A 15,243-nucleotide genomic window follows, 5' to 3' on the forward strand; every position below is an offset into this window, starting at 1 on the left:
GAAGCGCGGATTCCTAACACTTTCACGCATCGCCACACAGGCCCGCCTCTCGCTAGGAAGTTAGCGATAGTAGATCGGGATTTTGGGCGATGAACAAGCCAGTCGACAACAAGCACGTATTCTCACCGGAGACGCTGCTCGATCCGTGGGACTTCTATGCGGAGATGCATGCTTCGGGTACGAAGATGCAGCATCTGCCGGAGATGAACACGTGGGTGGTATATAGTTATGACCTGTGTTCGGAAGCGACCGGGCGGCCCGAAGTTTTCTCCAATGATTTCGGCGGCGCGATGGGCTCCGAAGACGAGGAGATCGAGGCAATTCTGGCTGAAGGGTGGGACAATCCCCCCACGCTGCTGACTGCCGATCATCCGGTCCACACGCGCAATCGCAAGCTCGTCAATCTCGCTTTCTCTGCACCGCGCGTAAACGCAATCGAAGATGACATGCGCGCCAAATCGATCGAGCTGATCGAGAGATTTGCGGACCGTGGCGAATGCGAATTCGTCGAAGAGTTCTCGATTCCCCTGCCGGTCGCGATGATTGCGCAGCAGATCGGGCTCGATAACGACCCCAAGCAGGTGAAAGCCTGGTCCGACGCGGCCGTCGATCGCTTCAGCCAGATGGTCGACCGCGAGCGCGAGCTCGAATGCGCCCGCTCGTTTGTCGAATATCAGAAATACATGATGGGCAAGATCGCCGATCGCCGCGAAAATGGCGGCGACGACCTGCTGACCGATTTGGTCGAAGCGCGCGTCGAAGGCGAAACTCCGCTAACCGACGAGGAAATCACCTCGATCATGCAGCAATTCATGGTCGCGGGTAACGAGACGACGACGTCAACTATCGCCGGGGCGATGCTCCAGCTGATCCGCAATCCGGACCAGATGGAGAAGGCCAAGGCGGCAGCGGGTGGCAATGATCCCAAGCTTATCCAGAACATGGTCGAGGAAGCGCTTCGCTATGAAACGCCAACTGCGGGCATGTGGCGCGTGGTCAAGGAAGATACAGAGCTGGGCGGTGTGGAGCTCAAGGCCGGAACCATGCTCCAGCTGCGCTATTCGGCCGCCAACCGAGATCCTGCCAAGTTCGAAAACCCGGACAAATTCGATATCGAGCGCAAGAACGCGCGCGCGCACCTCGCTTTCGGCAAGGGTCCGCATATGTGCGTGGGCAACATGCTCAGCCGCAAGGAAATGTTCGTTGCGTTCGACGAGCTCTTGAGCCGGCTCGACAATTTCCAGCTCGCTGACGAGGATGCGATCACGATTCTGCCGAACATCCTGCTGCGCGGCGTCACCAAGCTTCCGATCACCTTCGAGAAGGCCGCATGAATTTCGACCTTTCCGAAGAGCAGGAGCTATTCAAGGCCAGTGCCGAACGTTTCGTTCAACCGATCGATACCGAGTTCCGGCGCAAGCTGCGCAGCAAGGACAACGGCTATGACCGTGCGCGCTGGCAGGAGTTGGCCGAGCTTGGCCTGATTGCGGTCGCCGCACCCGAGGAAGCGGGCGGCTTGGGCGGATCGGCGATCGATCTAGCCGTAATCGCAGAAGCCCTGGGTAACGGCATTGCGCCCGATCCATGGCTGGAAAACGGCGTCTTGCCTGTACGGCTGCTGGCCAAAGGCGGCGCAGCTGACGCGCTCGAAGGTGTTATTTCGGGCAGTTCGATCGTCGCTTTCGCGCACGCCGAGCGCGGCCAACGTTACAATCTGGCGGCGAGCAGCATGAAAGCCCTGGCTTCAGGCGATGGCTATCTGCTGTCGGGCGAGAAGACCTTCGTACTGGGCGGCGGGATGGCCGATGCCTTTATCGTCACCGCAGTACTGGATGGCGAGACGGCCGCATTTCTCATCGCCGGAGATGCCGAAGGCCTCGATCGACGCGACTACCGCATCGCGGACGGAGGCGTGGCGAGCGAGCTGCGCCTCAACGGTTGCAACGTTGACAGCGCTGCCAGGCTCGATCTGAATCTGGCCGATCTCGAGGAAATCGTTTCGGATGTGCGCTTGCTCAGTGCGGCCGAACTGCTGGGCCTGGGCGCGCGGCTCTTCGCCGATACGCTCACCTATGTGAAGGAACGCGAACAATTCGGCGTGCCGATTGGCAGCTTCCAGGCGCTGCAGCACCGGCTGGTTACATGCTATGGCGCGCTCGAGCAGGCACGCTCGATGGTCTACCGCGCTGCGCTCGCAGATCGCAGCAATGTGGAAGCATGGAAACGCTCGGCAGCCGGAGCCAAAGCCTATCTCGCCGATCAGATCGACATGGTCGCGCGCGAAGCCGTGCAGATGCACGGCGGTATGGGCATAACCGACGAGCTATCGATCGGGCATGCGATGAAACGCGTCATGCTGCTCGCCAAGCTGTTCGGCGATGGCGAAACGGCGCGCGCCGAATATGCGGAGGCGGCATAATCATGGGCACACCGATTGCGGATAACCTCTGGACCAACGAAGCCGATCCGCGCCTCATGGGTGGCAAGCTTCCTTCGGGCGAAGTGATCTTTCCAATGCCTGAAGGCGATGCAGCCGAAGGCGTCGAACCGTACCCGCTTTCGCGCACAGGCAAGTTATGGTCCTTCACCAGCCAGGGTTTCCGGCCCAAGTCCCCCTACGAGGGGCCGGGCGAAGGCCCGCATGACTTCAAGCCGTATCTTGTCGGCTATGTCGAATTGCCCGGCGAAGTGATCGTCGAGAGCCTGCTCGTCGATGCTGATCTCGAAGACCTCGAGCTTGGCATGGCGATGGAATTCGCCGTCGTGCCGTTCAACGATCAGCACACCACATTTGCATTCCGGCCGGAGAAATAGCGATGGAAGACGTCTACATCATCGGAGCCGGGATCCACCCGTTTGGCCGTACCGAGGGCCGCTCGGGCCGCGAGCAGGGCGTTTTCGCCGTGCGCCAGGCGCTTGATGACGCGGGGCTCGACTGGAAAGATATCGAATGCGCCTATGGTGGTTCGGCTTCTTCGGGCTCGGCCGATGTCATGGTCAACGAGTTGGGCCTGACCGGCCTCCCCTTCACCAATGTCGCCAATGGCTGCGCGACCGGCGGTAGCTCGCTTGCCTCGGCGCAATATGCGGTCGGTTCGGGCGCGTTCGATCTCGCGCTGGCAACCGGGTTCGACAAGCATGAGCGCGGTGCCTTCAACGCCGATCCGAAGGCCTACGGCCTGCCAGAGTGGTACGGCAAGACCGGCATGATGCTGACTACGCAGTTCTTCGCCCTCAAGATCCAGCGCTACATGCAGTTGCACGGGATCAGCCGCAAGACACTGGGGCTGGTGGCGGAAAAAGCCTTCCGGAACGGTGCGAAAACCGATCACGCCTGGCGGCGCAGCGAAGTCGATCTCGACACGATCCTCAACGCGCCGATGATCAATGATCCGCTGACCAAATACATGTTCTGCTCGCCCGCCGAGGGAGGCGTGGCGCTGATCCTCGCGAGCAAGAAGAAGATGCAGGAACTCGGCGCAGACGGAGTCAAGATCGCCAATATCTCGGTCAAGACGCGCCCGCCGGACAGCTTCGAGGTGTTCCAGCCCGCGATCAGCATAAAGGACGGCGGCAAGCCGACCGAACTCGCATCGAAGGCCGCGTTCGAAAAGTCCGGCATCGGTCCGGAGGATATTGATGTCGCGCAATTGCAGGACACCGAGAGCGGAGCGGAAATCATGCACATGGCGGAGAACGGCTTCTGCAAGGATGGCGAACAGGAACAGTGGCTGGCCGAGGGCCGCACCGAGATCACCGGCGCCATGCCGGTCAATACCGATGGCGGCTGCCTCGCCTGCGGCGAGCCGATTGGCGCCTCAGGCCTCAGGCAAGTCTACGAAAACGTGCAGCAATTGCGCGGACGAGGCGGAGCGCGGCAAGTGCCGAACAATCCCAAGGTGGCTTACAGCCACGTCTATGGCGCGCCCGGCCTTTCGGCTGTCGCGATCCTTCAGCGCTAGAGGAGAAGATCCATGGGACGCATGGACGGGAAAGTTGCACTGATCACGGGCGGCGCGGAAGGTATCGGCGCGACCGTGGCCAGGCAGATGGTCGCAGAAGGCGGCAGCGTGATGTTGTGCGACCTGCAGATCGACAAGGCCAAGGCGCTGGCCGACGAATTGGGCGAACGCGCGGACGCTTTCGAACTAGACGTGCGCAATGTCGATCAGTGGGATGCCGCTGTGAAAGCCACCACCGATCGCTTCGGCAAACTGACCGTGCTGTGCAATATTGCCGGTATTTCGGAGCCCGGTACGATCTCTGATGGCACGCTCGATGTGTGGGAACGCACTATCGACATCAACCTCAACGGCCCATTCTACGGCTGCCGCGCAGCGATCCCGGCGATGGAGGCCTCGGGCGAGCCATGCGCCATCGTCAATATCGGTTCGATGATAGCAATGCGCGCAGCGTCTTTCGTCGCTGCTTACAGCGCCTCGAAGGCTGGCCTGCAAGGCCTGACTCGTTCGGTCGCGCTCGATTGCGCCGAACGCGGAGTGCCGATCCGCGCGAACATGGTCCATCCCGGCGCGATCCGCACTCCGATGTACGAGCGATACAAGTTCTCCGGTGCAGATGAACCGGAGAATATCGAAGCCGGCATGGCCGCGGCCCATCCAATGAATCGCATCGGCGAGCCCGAGGAAGTCGCCCGTGCGGTGGTCTGGCTCGCCAGCGACGAAGCGAGCTTTACGACCGGTGTCGACCTGACCGTCGACGGCGGCGGAAGCATCCGGAGCTAGGGCTATGGGACAGCAACCTGCAACCCGGATCGACGCGCATTTTGTCGCCGCTGGCAAGTATCACGATATCGATTACGCGCGGCTAGAGCTGCTGAAGCTCCTGCTCGAACATCCGCATATCCGCACCACGGTGGCGCAGGATTATTCCGGTCTCGAACGGCTCGACCAGTGCCGCTTCCTGGTGACCTACACCTGCGATCTGGTGCCCACGGAAGAACAGGCCAAGCAGCTGCGCAGCTGGCTCGAAGCGGGCGGCAAGTGGTTGGCGCTACACGGCACCAATTCGATCCTGGTGTTCACCGAGGAAGGCCTGGTCGATGCACCCGACAGCCGTGCCGATTTCATGGAAATCGTCGGCACCCAGTTCAAAGCGCATCCGCCGATCGGGCAGTTCGAAGTAGAGGTGGTCAACAAGACGCACGAGTTGACCAAGGGGATCGAGGATTTCGAGATCGTCGACGAGCTGTATCTCTCGAACACAACCGCGCCAATCGTCACGCTGATGCAGACTACATTCGAGGGCGAGGCAACCGGATTCGTCAAGGGCGAGTGGGACAAGACCTCTGTCCCGATCCTTTACACGCGCGATATCGGCAAGGGCCGGATCGTCTACAACGCGCTTGGCCATTGCCGTGGCCATTACGACCTGCCGGGAATGCAGGATTTCTATCCGCACAAAGAGATGTGCGCGTGGAATTACGACGTCTATTACGATCTGTTGCGCCGCGGGATCGCATGGGCCATGCGCGAAGAAAGCTGAGGGGGCAGCACGATGGACTTGGAATTCACACCCGAGGATCTCGCGTTTCGCGAAGAGGTCAGGGCGTTTCTCAAAGAGAACTTGACCGAGCGCCTCAAGGAAGGTGCTGCGCGCACGCCGGGAGTCTTTGTCGAACCCGATATCGGGATGGAATGGCACAAGATCCTCGCCGGGAAAGGCTGGGTCGCTCCCCTCTGGCCCAAGGAGCACGGCGGCACAGGCTGGACGCCGACGCAGAAGTTCATTTTCGAAAAGGAATGCGCGCTGGCGGGCGCGCCGGGCATTTCGATCCTCGGCCTGCGACTTGTGGGCCCGGTGATCGCCGAATTCGGTACGCCCGAGCAGAAAGAACGGTTCCTGCCGCGCATCCTCTCGGGCGAGGACTACTGGTGCCAGGGATATTCGGAACCCGGCAGCGGTTCGGACCTGGCGTCGCTGTCGACAGCGGCAAAGCTCGATGGCGACGAATACGTCATCAACGGCTCGAAGATCTGGACCACGCATGCGCACCATGCCGACTGGATTTTCGCGCTCGTGCGCACTGACAATTCGGGCCGCAAGCAACAGGGTATTACCTTCCTGCTGGTGCCAATGGATCAGGATGGGATCGAGATTTCACCCATCCCCTCGATGTCAGGCGATCACGAGGTCAACCAGGTGTTCTTCAGCGATGCCCGCACCAGCATCGACAATCGCATCGGCGAAGAAGGCCAGGGCTGGACGATTGCCAAGTTCCTGCTCGAGAACGAGCGCGGCGGATCGTGCTTCGCTCCGCGCCTGATCCAGCGCTGCGAGCGGCTGGAGGCAATGGCGAACGAACAACCTTCCGGCGTGAATGGCGCGATGGCGCATGACGTGCGCTGGCGCGACAAGCTGGCACAGGCCCGCCTCCATGCCGAGGCGCTCGAAGTCACCGAACTGCGGATTCTCGCCGAGCTGGCCAAGGGGCGCCAGCCCGGCCCACAGACTTCGCTCACCAAGATGCTGGGTACCAATATCGGGCAAGGACTCGATGCAATTGAGTTGGAACTGCTCGGCTATGACAGCCTGCAATTGCCGATGGAGAGGCCGCTTTATGGCAACGAGGCACCCGAACCGGTCGGCTCGCGCGAGGCGCAGGTGGCACTTGGCGGCTATCTCAACAATCGCGCCTCGACCATTTTTGGCGGCTCGGACGAGGTGCAGAAGAATATTATCGCGAAGATGGTGCTGGGCCTCTAGCCACGCGCCTCAATCCCATTTCTTGGAGAATACCTGATGGACGTTTCCAAACTCATGTTCCGCGACGGCCTGATGGAAGGCGAGCGCATTCTCGTCACCGGCGGAGGTACCGGGCTGGGCCGCGAAATGGCCGAGGGCTTTCTCAAGTTGGGTGCCGAGGTCTACATTTGCGGACGCCGGCAGAACAAGCTGGATGAGACAGCTGCCGAGCTGATGGAAGCGCATGGCGGCAAGGTCGTTGCCCATGCCTGCGACATTCGCGATGCCGACGCGATCAACGACATGATCGACAAAATCTGGGCCGACGGCGGCTCGCTGACGGGCGTAGTCAACAACGCGGCAGGTAACTTCATCAGCCGAACCGAAGATCTTTCGGTCAACGGCTTCAACGCCATCGCCGATATCGTCTTCCGCGGTACATTCTACGTCACGCTCAATGTCGGCAAGCGGATCATTGCCGAAGGCGGGCGCTGCAATTTCATCTCGATCCTCACCACCTGGGTGTGGAACGGCTCGGCATTCGTGGTGCCTTCAGCGATGTCGAAGAGTGCGATCAACACGATGACGCAAAGCCTCGCGGTTGAGTGGGGCCGCTACAATATGCGCTTCAATGCGATCGCTCCGGGGCTTTTCCCGACCAAGGGGATGAGCGCGCGGCTTTCGCCCGGCGGACGCGGCGACAATTCGAACGATGAACTCAACCCGATGAAACGTCACGGCCAGATGCACGAACTCGCAAACCTCGCTGTGTTCCTGATGGGGCCCGGTGCGGAATTCGTGAATGGCCAGACCATCGCGATCGATGGTGCGGGATACCAGGCGACAGGCGGGACCTTCTGGACGCCGCTGCAAGGCCTCGGCGATACCGAGTGGGAACAGCTGCGCGCGATGATCAAGGGTACCAATGAGAAGGACAAGAAGGATCGGGCGGTCTAGCCACATCGTTTGGAGCCGGCCGCGCTTCGCGCAACTTGAGCCAAGCTAGGATTGCGTTTCTTCGGCCAGCCGTTGCGCGGTCTTGTAATCCGGCTTGCCATTGTTCAGCCGCAAGCCCTCACCGGTGAAGACGTAGAGCCGGGGGATCTTGTAGCCCGCCAAGCTCTCGCGGGCATGCGCATCCAGCAATTCTTCGAGATCTTCTCCGGTTTCACCCAGAGGCTCGACCACTGCGGCAATCTTCTTGCCAAAGCGCGGATCGGGTACGCCCACCACACGTACGTCCTTCACCAGCGCATGCTCCTGCAGCACAGCTTCGACCTCTTCGGGGAATACTTTCTCGCCGCCGGTGTTGATGCACATATTGTCGCGCCCGATGAATTCGAGCGTGCCGTCTTCGGCCCAGCGCGCGCGGTCGCCCGTCATCAGGTAGCGAACACCATCGATGACAGGGAAGGTCTGGGCGTTCTTCTCATCTTCGCCGAGATAGCCCAGCGGCAATGGGCCCGAGCGCGCGACGATGCCCACGCCATCGGATCCGGGTTTCACTTCATTGAGATTCTCGTCGAACAGCTTGGTCGAGCGCCCCGGCAGCGCCTGGAACTTTCCACCGCCCGATGATCCCTGCGCCGTGGTGATCACGATCGCCGTGCCCGAGCTTTCGCTTGATCCCAGCGCGTCGAAGATCATCAGCCCCGGATTATGCGCGATCAGCCGCTTCTTGACGCTTTCGGAGAAAACCGCGCCCGATGAGCCAATAGTGCGCAAGCTGGCAATCGCATCGGCCGCATCGGGCCTTCGATCAAGCGCATCGGCCAGCGGCAGCGCAAAGGCGTCGCCAACGATAAACAGCCCGCGCGCGCTGAGGCGCTTGACCTCGTCGATCGCAAGGTCGGCATCGAATTTCTCGGAAGGCAATGTCGCCAGCGTGCCGCCCTTGAGCAGGTGGATCACCGCAGTGAATTGACCCGCACCGTGCATCAGCGGGCTGAGCAGCAGCATCGGGGACGAACTGGCCGGATGACCGGGCGTTAGGCGCGCAGCTTCGGCGGCTTGCTCCTCAAGCGATGTAGCCACGAATGGCGGCTCACCGGGCGGGCGCTGCCAGACGGAAATGCTGAACGCTTGCCACGCCTGGTGATGCGGCCACATCACCGCCTTGGGCATGCCGGTGGTCCCGCCCGTTGCAGTCAGGAAAAGGGCGGCGGGATCGTCATGCAGTGCGAAGTCCTCAGGCAAGGGCGAAAGCATCAGCGCACCGCGATTGCTCATCGGACCCCCAATGACAATCGGCGGATAGGAGCCTTCCGGCATCGCCGCTTCCGCCCGGTCGGCAAACTCAGGCTCGACGAACAGACCCATGAGGCCGAACCGGCTGAAGATGTCTGCCAGTTCGCGGTCCTTGTAATGGAAGTTCACATTGACCGGCACCAGCCCTGCCTTGAGGCAACCGAAGTAATTGAGCATGTAATCAGGGGTGTTGCGCTGCATCTGCCCGACCACATCGCCCGGCAAAAGCCCAAGACCAAGCAGGATCGCGGCCAGCGAATCGGTCATCCGGTCGAACTCGGCCCAGCTGATCGATTCCTCACCGTGCACGAGCGCCGGTCGATCCGGTTCGACGGCTTGCGCGATAGCTTTGAGGGCGACCCCGAAATTGGCTCCGGGAAACGGCGGATTGGGCTGCGATTCGGTCATCGTTTCAGCGTCTAGCGGGTAGTCACCGAAATTGTATCTAGGTAATTTGTCAGGCGAGATCGGGGCGCTCACCGCAACGCTCTTGCGCGACTCGGAAGAATCGTGAACATTTCAGCTCATGGGTGAGAATGTCATAGAGTTGCGCGTTCCGCATGGGCGCGAGTCGCTTGAGCAATTGCTCGAAGAAGTCACCATTCGCTGCGTGGAGGATATCCATGATGCGGCGGTGACGCTGGCTAGGGTCGCGAAAGAGCGCGGACTGCAGGTGGCTTTGTGCGAGGATATCTCTTCGAAGGAGCCAATGGTCGATGCCGAGGGGACGATCCTCAACGCCGATATCTTCCGCTGGCTCGATGATGGAGCGCGTTGGTGGGAAGACCATCGCCTTGCCTTGCATTCGCCGCTTCCGCGCGCATGCCGCTACGAAAGCGAGCCATTTTGGGTGAATGAACACGGTTTCAACACCCGCTGGCCAAACTCCTATCTTGATGAGCTTGATTTGAGCGATTTCGAGAAACGATCTTTGTGTAAGGCGGCGATTGTGATTCCGGTTCATCTGCCATTCGGCCAGATTTCGGCCAACAGTTTCATCAGCATGGACCGCGAGAAGGAAGATCTGAGCGAAGAATTCGCGCTTTACGGATCGCTGTTCTCGCAGCTCACCCGGCGCTTTATCGCGGGATATGTCCAGGCGATGCGGACCAAACGCCGGATTCCTTCAGATTGTGTTCTGTCAAAACGTGAGGTCGAGTGCCTGCGCTGGGCGGCGATCGGCAAGACTGACAAGGAAATCAGCATGATCCTCGAGCGTTCGCACGCCACGATCCGCTATCATGTGCACCGCGCTGGCGAAAAGCTCGATTCGGTCAACCGCGCTCAGACGATATTCAAGGCGGGTCAACTTGGGTACCTTGGCGCCAGCAGCTAGGGATTCAATCGCCTAACCTAGCGTTCGAACCGGGTCGTTACCGTCCCAATCGATTCCGGCTGCCTTGATCATTCCGAACAGATCGGGACCGCTCGGGTCCTGTTGAAGAATCTCGACAAGACTACCGGGTCCTTCACCTGGATCGACATAGATCACCTCGCTGGCGCCAAACTTGCCTTCGATCATGATTTCAGCTCCTTGCGCATCGCATACGGCCCGCGCATGGGCGATATCATCGACCAGGATGCAAACATGGTGCAGTCCCGTCACTTCGGCGTATTCGCCCGAGTAAATCGAGGGATGGTCATCATGCGGTTTGATCAATTCGATTTGAAGATCGCCCCAATAGGCCAGCGCCAGCGAGAAGACGGCATCGGTCGGCTCGCCGCGATATTTCATCCCTTCGAGATGAATGTTCTCGATCAGGAAGAACGGGCCAACACCCATCACCTCGGTCCAGTGCCTGATCGCTGCATCGAAATCCTCGGGCACGAACGCAAGCTGCATGATCTCTCCCAGTGCTGCGATTCCACTTGCCTTGGCCATGCTGCAAACTCCTCTTCAATCCGCTAGGATGATCTTGCGCGCAGCTTGTGCGATAAGATTGCCGAGAGACACTGCGCAATTTGCGAGGAGAGGGCTAAGCCCATGAACGAGGTCAAGAAAATCACCCCCCGTGAGGACCGTTGCCCGGGGATGACCTATACCGACATGCTCGAAGGCGATAGCAGGACACCGCCGGATTACCTGTTCGAAGAAACGAACATCGAGATGCCGACCGACCCGCTGCCGATCGAACCCTACGTCAGCGAAGAGTTCGCCCAGCTGGAACGCGAGAAGCTGTGGCCCAACGTGTGGCTCTTCGCAGCGCGCGAGGATGAGTTGCCTGATGTCGGCGATACCGTCGTGTTCGAGATCAACGACAAGAGTTTCCTGCTGGTTCGCCAGAAAGATAACAGCGTCAAGGCGTTCTACAACTCGTGCCTCCACCGCGGTCGTAAGCTGCGCACCAAGGCCGGGAATACCGCCCAGCTGAAATGTCCGTTCCACGGCTTCGCCTGGAAGAATGACGGTAGCCTGAAAGAGATTCCGTGCGCATGGGATTTCAAGCATCTCGAAGACAAGGACCTCAGTCTGCCCGAAGTGCGGGTGGAACTATGGCAGGGCTTCGTGATGATCACGGAAAATCACGACCTGCCCGATTTCAAAACCTGGCTTGGTCCGGCTGCCAGCCACTATGACAATTACGATATGGAGAATCGCTACACCGGCATGTGGGTGGCGAAAAGGATACCGGCAAACTGGAAGGCAACTGCCGAGGCTTTCATGGAAGCTTGGCATTCGATAACCACGCACCCGCAGCTGCTGCCGTTCCTGGCCGATGCCAACTCGCGATACGATTTGATCGGCGATCACTTCAATCGCGCGATCACGCCATCGGGCGTGCTCAGCCCCCATCTGAAGGGCAAGGATCAGCAATATATCCTCGACAAGCAGAATGAATTTTCCGGCGGATCGGATGCGGAAACAAACCGCCGATATGCGGTGAGCGACAGTGAAGTCCAAGTGGACAATGCCGACGAACTCAGCGCCCGCAAGATCCTTGCGGAGGCAAGCCGTGCCGGTTTCAAGGAAGCCTATGGCTACGACTATTCGGACAAGTCGGATTCCGAAATTCTCGACAATTTTACCTACAATATCTTTCCGAACTTCGCTCCGTGGATCGGTTACTTACCGACGCTGTGCTATCGCTGGCTGCCTGGCGACACGCCCGACTGGTGCGTGATGGAAATCCGCCTGCTTTTCCCAACCGTCAAAGGCGAGAAACGGCCGCGTGCAGTCGAACGTCTCTACATCCCGGATGACGAGCCCTTCGCATGGGCAAAAGAGACGATGGGCGAAGCGCTGGCCAATGTGTTCGATCAGGACATGGCGAATCTGCCGCATGTGCAGACCGGGATGAAAGCATCCGGCAACGGGGTGATGGAACTGGGCGCATACCAAGACAGCCGCGTGCGCCATTTCCAGACCACGCTGCGCAAGTATATCAACGGCGAACTCCCCGCCTGAGGTGAGCTTCTCGTTCGATCTGTCGGGGCGTAAGGCGCTCGTAACCGGAGCGTCTTCGGGCCTTGGTGCGCGCTTCGGGCGTATCCTCGCGGGCTCGGGGGCGCAGGTCGCGCTCGCTGCACGGCGCAAGGAAAAGCTTGAGGCATTGGCCGGCGAAATCGGCAATGCCGCATGCCCGATCTCGATGGATGTGGTGCACGAAAGCCAGATCATCGCAGGCTTCGATGCAGCCGAGAGCGCTTTCGGCACGATCGACACGGTCATCGCCAACGCCGGCATCGATGGCGCTGGCATGGCCACCGAGATGCCCGAAGCCGAAATCGAGCAGACGCTCAATGTCAATCTCAAGGGCGCGATCCTGACCGCGCGCGAAGGCGCGAAACGGATGATGGCAGCCGGCGTTACCAAGGGCCGTATCGTGATGATCGCGTCGATTACCGCGTTCGAGCCTTCGCCCGGCCTGGTCGCTTATTCAGCGAGCAAGGCAGGTGTGATCCAGGCGGCCCGGAGCATGGCGCGCGAGTGGGCGCGGCGCGGGATCAGCATCAACACCATTTCGCCCGGCTATATCCGCACCGAGATCAATGCCGACTGGTTCGAGACCGAGCCGGGCAAGAAGCAGATCTCACGCTTTCCGCGCAAACGGCTGATGGAAGAACAGGGGCTCGACGCGATGCTGCTGTTCCTGTGCTCGGATGCCGCCGAGTTCGTGACCGGCACCGATTTCGTGCTCGATGACGGGCAGACGCTTTGAAAATGGAACATGAGTAGGCGACAGATTTCACTGGCCGCCGGGATCATGCCCGAAGCTAGCCCTTCGCAACTCGTAGAGGCAGCTGCAGCCTCAGACTTCGATTTTGGCGGTATGTGGGTTGAGAAGGACGATTGGACCCCCGAAACAACGCGCAGGATTCGCCGCCAACTTGCTGACGCGGGAGTCCGGTTGCTGGATCTCGAAGTCGCCTGGATCATGCCCGGTCCCCCCGACCCGTGGCTGTGTGAGTTGGTCGATATCGCCGCCGCGCTGGAAGCCACCAACCTGCTGTGCGTATCGAGCGAGCCAGAATCGGACGCAACCGCCGCCAAGTTCCAGGCCATGGTGGACCGCGCCAAGGGCACGGATGTGCGCGTCAATCTCGAGTATGGCCTTTTCACCGAAGTGAAGACTATCCATGCAGCGCGCGACATTCTCGATCAGGTAGAAGGCGAGAATAAGGGCCTGCTGTGCGACGCGCTCCACTGGTCACGCTCGGGTGCAACCGGTGCCGACGTCACCGCCGTGCCGCGCGAATGGATCGGTTACGCGCAGCTATGCGACGCACCAGCCGAGCCTCCCGATTTGAGCGATCCGCAGGCCATCATCGATGATGCGATCAATCGCCGCATGCCTATGGGTGAAGGCGGATTGGCGATTTGCGATCTGGTCGAAGCCCTGCCCGGCGATATCGTTTTCGCGATCGAAGAACGCTCAGAAGCGCTCCGCAACGCCTTCCCGGATCTGAACGAACGCGCACGCGAAGTGGCTCGCACATCGCGTGCATGGCTTGACGCCAGGTCTTAACCCAGCCCCGCCATCCAGTCTTTTGATTTCGCCCATTCAAGATGCGGGGTCAGCTCAAGCCCCAGTAGGTCTTTCACATTCTGCGGATCGACCACCAAGGGCGATGTGGGCTGCGAATTGTAGAACGCGTAGAACTTGGCCATGCCGTCATAGATGCTGAGCGGTTGCACTTCGCGCGATCCGGTCACCAGCTCGCTCATCCGCGCCGCAAATTCTTCGGGCGCTAGGCTCTGGAATCGAACCTCCCGGCCGAGCGCCTCGGAAAGGCTGGCGGCAACCTCGTCGCCCACCATCGCTTGCGGACCTCCGAGCGGGACGTGCTGGCCGTCGGCCTTGTCGGTGAGCAAGGCATTGGTCATGGCCTGCCCCACGTCCTCAAGGCACACCCAGTTGATCTTGAGATCGGGCTTGGCAGGATAGGCGAAAATCCCGTCGCGCATGATCAGCGGCCTGGTCCAGATGCGGTACTGGTTGTCCATGAATACGGTCGGCTCAATGAAGACGCAGGGGATGCCGGTTTCCTCAAGCGATCGCTCGATATCGCGCCGACCATCATGCGCAGACAGGTCAAGATCGCGATCTGCCACAAAGCAGGCAGTGTTGAAGACAATCTTCTTGAGGCCTGCGCGCTTTGCCCCTTCGGCTATGCTACGGCCAAACAGCGCCGCTCGCTCGCGGTCGAATTCGAACGGTAAGTGAAAAGCGGCGGCGTCCTGCCCCTTGAATGCCTCGGCCATCGCGTCGGCATCGGTAATGTCGGCAGCCGTAGTCGGCAGGTCGGGGAACGGCGTTTCCCTGAGCGCATCGGCGCGGCGCACTCCGGCCGTGACTTTCAGTCCTTCACGCAGGAGCGCTTCGACCAGCGGCATCCCCTGATCGGCGGGAGCGCCAAGGACGAGTACTTTTTCGATGTCTGCCACGGTTGGATTACGCCTTTGCTGCGACTTCGGCCGCGTCGAAATAGTGGATTCGCAGGTCCTTGAGCAGGCCATCCTCGAACGAGCCCGCCTCGCAAACGGTTTGCTGGAAAGTCTCGCCACCACCCTTGGGCGTCATTGTCAACGTTAGCACCACAACCGCCCAGCTGTCGCCGCCGGTAATGTCATGGATGTCGACCTTGGCTTCTTCCCAGGTCCCATACATGGCAGCCGCGCAGCGCTGGAGGGCGTCCTTGCCGCGCCATTCGCCGCCGAACGGCAATACTTCCGCCTCATGGAGGACGAAATCATCGTGCAGCAGGCTGGCGACCGTGTCCCACTCGCGCGCACCGGCAGCGGCATAGATCGCCGACAGCAGCTCGCGCGGAGTGGACATGGCGCGGTCC

Annotated in this window: 16 protein-coding genes; 12 read left to right on the forward strand and 4 right to left on the reverse strand. The window is 60.4% G+C overall.

All coding sequences use genetic code 11. From position 1 onward, the window contains the following. Window positions 1-89: 89 nt before the first annotated feature. From ACEWMW_RS03900 to ACEWMW_RS03935, 8 genes are read left to right on the forward strand one after another with little or no spacing between them, the layout of a single operon-like run. Complete coding sequence (locus ACEWMW_RS03900; protein ID WP_409412579.1) at window positions 90-1,334, forward strand: cytochrome P450; 1,245 nt, start codon at window positions 90-92, stop codon at window positions 1,332-1,334. After that, on the forward strand, window positions 1,331-2,419 hold the full coding sequence (locus ACEWMW_RS03905) for an acyl-CoA dehydrogenase family protein (protein ID WP_409412580.1): 1,089 nt from the start codon (window positions 1,331-1,333) through the stop codon (window positions 2,417-2,419). Before ACEWMW_RS03900 ends, ACEWMW_RS03905 begins: the two co-directional genes overlap by 4 nt. A gap of 2 nt (window positions 2,420-2,421) precedes the next feature. Continuing rightward, window positions 2,422-2,814, forward strand: a complete 393-nt coding sequence (locus tag ACEWMW_RS03910) for a Zn-ribbon domain-containing OB-fold protein (RefSeq protein WP_409412581.1) — start codon at window positions 2,422-2,424, stop codon at window positions 2,812-2,814. A gap of 2 nt (window positions 2,815-2,816) precedes the next feature. Beyond that, window positions 2,817-3,962 carry a thiolase family protein gene (locus tag ACEWMW_RS03915; RefSeq protein WP_409412582.1) on the forward strand — a complete coding sequence of 382 codons (1,146 nt, stop codon included), beginning with the start codon at window positions 2,817-2,819 and terminating at the stop codon, window positions 3,960-3,962. A 12-nt stretch (window positions 3,963-3,974) separates the two neighbouring features. Further along, complete coding sequence (locus tag ACEWMW_RS03920) at window positions 3,975-4,745, forward strand: SDR family NAD(P)-dependent oxidoreductase (protein ID WP_409412583.1); 771 nt, start codon at window positions 3,975-3,977, stop codon at window positions 4,743-4,745. A gap of 4 nt (window positions 4,746-4,749) precedes the next feature. Further along, window positions 4,750-5,505 (forward strand): ThuA domain-containing protein, encoded by a 756-nt coding sequence (locus tag ACEWMW_RS03925; RefSeq protein WP_409412584.1) that lies wholly within the window; start codon window positions 4,750-4,752, stop codon window positions 5,503-5,505. A gap of 12 nt (window positions 5,506-5,517) precedes the next feature. Beyond that, on the forward strand, window positions 5,518-6,726 hold the full coding sequence (locus tag ACEWMW_RS03930) for an acyl-CoA dehydrogenase family protein (protein WP_409412585.1): 1,209 nt from the start codon (window positions 5,518-5,520) through the stop codon (window positions 6,724-6,726). Window positions 6,727-6,762: 36 nt separating this feature from the next. Next, the gene (locus tag ACEWMW_RS03935; protein WP_409412586.1) at window positions 6,763-7,662 is read left to right on the forward strand and encodes an SDR family oxidoreductase; all 900 of its coding nucleotides are present in this window, start codon (window positions 6,763-6,765) and stop codon (window positions 7,660-7,662) included. Between the two features lie 45 nt (window positions 7,663-7,707). Here the strand turns inward: ACEWMW_RS03935 and ACEWMW_RS03940 are convergent, their stop codons facing one another. Beyond that, window positions 7,708-9,360 carry an AMP-binding protein gene (locus tag ACEWMW_RS03940; protein WP_409412587.1) on the reverse strand — a complete coding sequence of 551 codons (1,653 nt, stop codon included), beginning with the start codon at window positions 9,358-9,360 and terminating at the stop codon, window positions 7,708-7,710. A 118-nt stretch (window positions 9,361-9,478) separates the two neighbouring features. Here ACEWMW_RS03940 and ACEWMW_RS03945 point away from each other — a divergent pair, with 118 nt between their 5' ends. Beyond that, window positions 9,479-10,288: a helix-turn-helix transcriptional regulator gene (locus ACEWMW_RS03945; RefSeq protein ID WP_409412588.1), complete on the forward strand. Its 810-nt coding sequence runs from the start codon at window positions 9,479-9,481 to the stop codon at window positions 10,286-10,288. A 12-nt stretch (window positions 10,289-10,300) separates the two neighbouring features. Here the strand turns inward: ACEWMW_RS03945 and ACEWMW_RS03950 are convergent, their stop codons facing one another. After that, a complete protein-coding gene (locus ACEWMW_RS03950; RefSeq protein WP_409412589.1) occupies window positions 10,301-10,834 on the reverse strand; it encodes a VOC family protein in 534 nt (177 codons plus the stop codon). A 102-nt stretch (window positions 10,835-10,936) separates the two neighbouring features. Here ACEWMW_RS03950 and ACEWMW_RS03955 point away from each other — a divergent pair, with 102 nt between their 5' ends. The 3 genes from ACEWMW_RS03955 to ACEWMW_RS03965 are packed head-to-tail and all read left to right on the forward strand — an operon-like array spanning window position 10,937 to window position 13,919. After that, window positions 10,937-12,358, forward strand: a complete 1,422-nt coding sequence (locus ACEWMW_RS03955; RefSeq protein ID WP_409412590.1) for an aromatic ring-hydroxylating oxygenase subunit alpha — start codon at window positions 10,937-10,939, stop codon at window positions 12,356-12,358. 1 nt (window position 12,359) lies between these two features. Beyond that, complete coding sequence (locus ACEWMW_RS03960) at window positions 12,360-13,112, forward strand: SDR family NAD(P)-dependent oxidoreductase (protein WP_409412591.1); 753 nt, start codon at window positions 12,360-12,362, stop codon at window positions 13,110-13,112. Window positions 13,113-13,121: 9 nt separating this feature from the next. Beyond that, window positions 13,122-13,919: a sugar phosphate isomerase/epimerase family protein gene (locus ACEWMW_RS03965; protein WP_409412592.1), complete on the forward strand. Its 798-nt coding sequence runs from the start codon at window positions 13,122-13,124 to the stop codon at window positions 13,917-13,919. Here ACEWMW_RS03965 and ACEWMW_RS03970 read toward each other — a convergent pair. Next, window positions 13,916-14,839: an SDR family oxidoreductase gene (locus ACEWMW_RS03970; protein WP_409412593.1), complete on the reverse strand. Its 924-nt coding sequence runs from the start codon at window positions 14,837-14,839 to the stop codon at window positions 13,916-13,918. The genes ACEWMW_RS03965 and ACEWMW_RS03970 overlap by 4 nt on opposite strands. Before the next feature lie 7 nt (window positions 14,840-14,846). Continuing rightward, window positions 14,847-15,233, reverse strand: a complete 387-nt coding sequence (locus tag ACEWMW_RS03975; RefSeq protein WP_409412594.1) for a nuclear transport factor 2 family protein — start codon at window positions 15,231-15,233, stop codon at window positions 14,847-14,849. Between the last annotated feature and the right edge of the window lie 10 nt (window positions 15,234-15,243).

This window comes from Litorerythrobacter xanthomarinus (genome assembly GCF_046254955.1).
Classification (GTDB): domain Bacteria; phylum Pseudomonadota; class Alphaproteobacteria; order Sphingomonadales; family Sphingomonadaceae; genus Qipengyuania_C.

Coding starts and splice junctions, on each gene's coding strand:
- ACEWMW_RS03945 (WP_409412588.1), top strand. CDS start 9,479: ATGGGTGAGAATGTCATAGAGTTGCGCGTTCCGCATGGGCGCGAGTCG.
- ACEWMW_RS03955 (WP_409412590.1), top strand. CDS start 10,937: ATGAACGAGGTCAAGAAAATCACCCCCCGTGAGGACCGTTGCCCGGGG.
- ACEWMW_RS03940 (WP_409412587.1), bottom strand. CDS start 9,360: ATGACCGAATCGCAGCCCAATCCGCCGTTTCCCGGAGCCAATTTCGGG.
- ACEWMW_RS03920 (WP_409412583.1), top strand. CDS start 3,975: ATGGGACGCATGGACGGGAAAGTTGCACTGATCACGGGCGGCGCGGAA.
- ACEWMW_RS03915 (WP_409412582.1), top strand. CDS start 2,817: ATGGAAGACGTCTACATCATCGGAGCCGGGATCCACCCGTTTGGCCGT.
- ACEWMW_RS03935 (WP_409412586.1), top strand. CDS start 6,763: ATGGACGTTTCCAAACTCATGTTCCGCGACGGCCTGATGGAAGGCGAG.
- ACEWMW_RS03965 (WP_409412592.1), top strand. CDS start 13,122: ATGAGTAGGCGACAGATTTCACTGGCCGCCGGGATCATGCCCGAAGCT.
- ACEWMW_RS03925 (WP_409412584.1), top strand. CDS start 4,750: ATGGGACAGCAACCTGCAACCCGGATCGACGCGCATTTTGTCGCCGCT.
- ACEWMW_RS03950 (WP_409412589.1), bottom strand. CDS start 10,834: ATGGCCAAGGCAAGTGGAATCGCAGCACTGGGAGAGATCATGCAGCTT.
- ACEWMW_RS03905 (WP_409412580.1), top strand. CDS start 1,331: ATGAATTTCGACCTTTCCGAAGAGCAGGAGCTATTCAAGGCCAGTGCC.
- ACEWMW_RS03975 (WP_409412594.1), bottom strand. CDS start 15,233: ATGTCCACTCCGCGCGAGCTGCTGTCGGCGATCTATGCCGCTGCCGGT.
- ACEWMW_RS03930 (WP_409412585.1), top strand. CDS start 5,518: ATGGACTTGGAATTCACACCCGAGGATCTCGCGTTTCGCGAAGAGGTC.
- ACEWMW_RS03900 (WP_409412579.1), top strand. CDS start 90: ATGAACAAGCCAGTCGACAACAAGCACGTATTCTCACCGGAGACGCTG.
- ACEWMW_RS03910 (WP_409412581.1), top strand. CDS start 2,422: ATGGGCACACCGATTGCGGATAACCTCTGGACCAACGAAGCCGATCCG.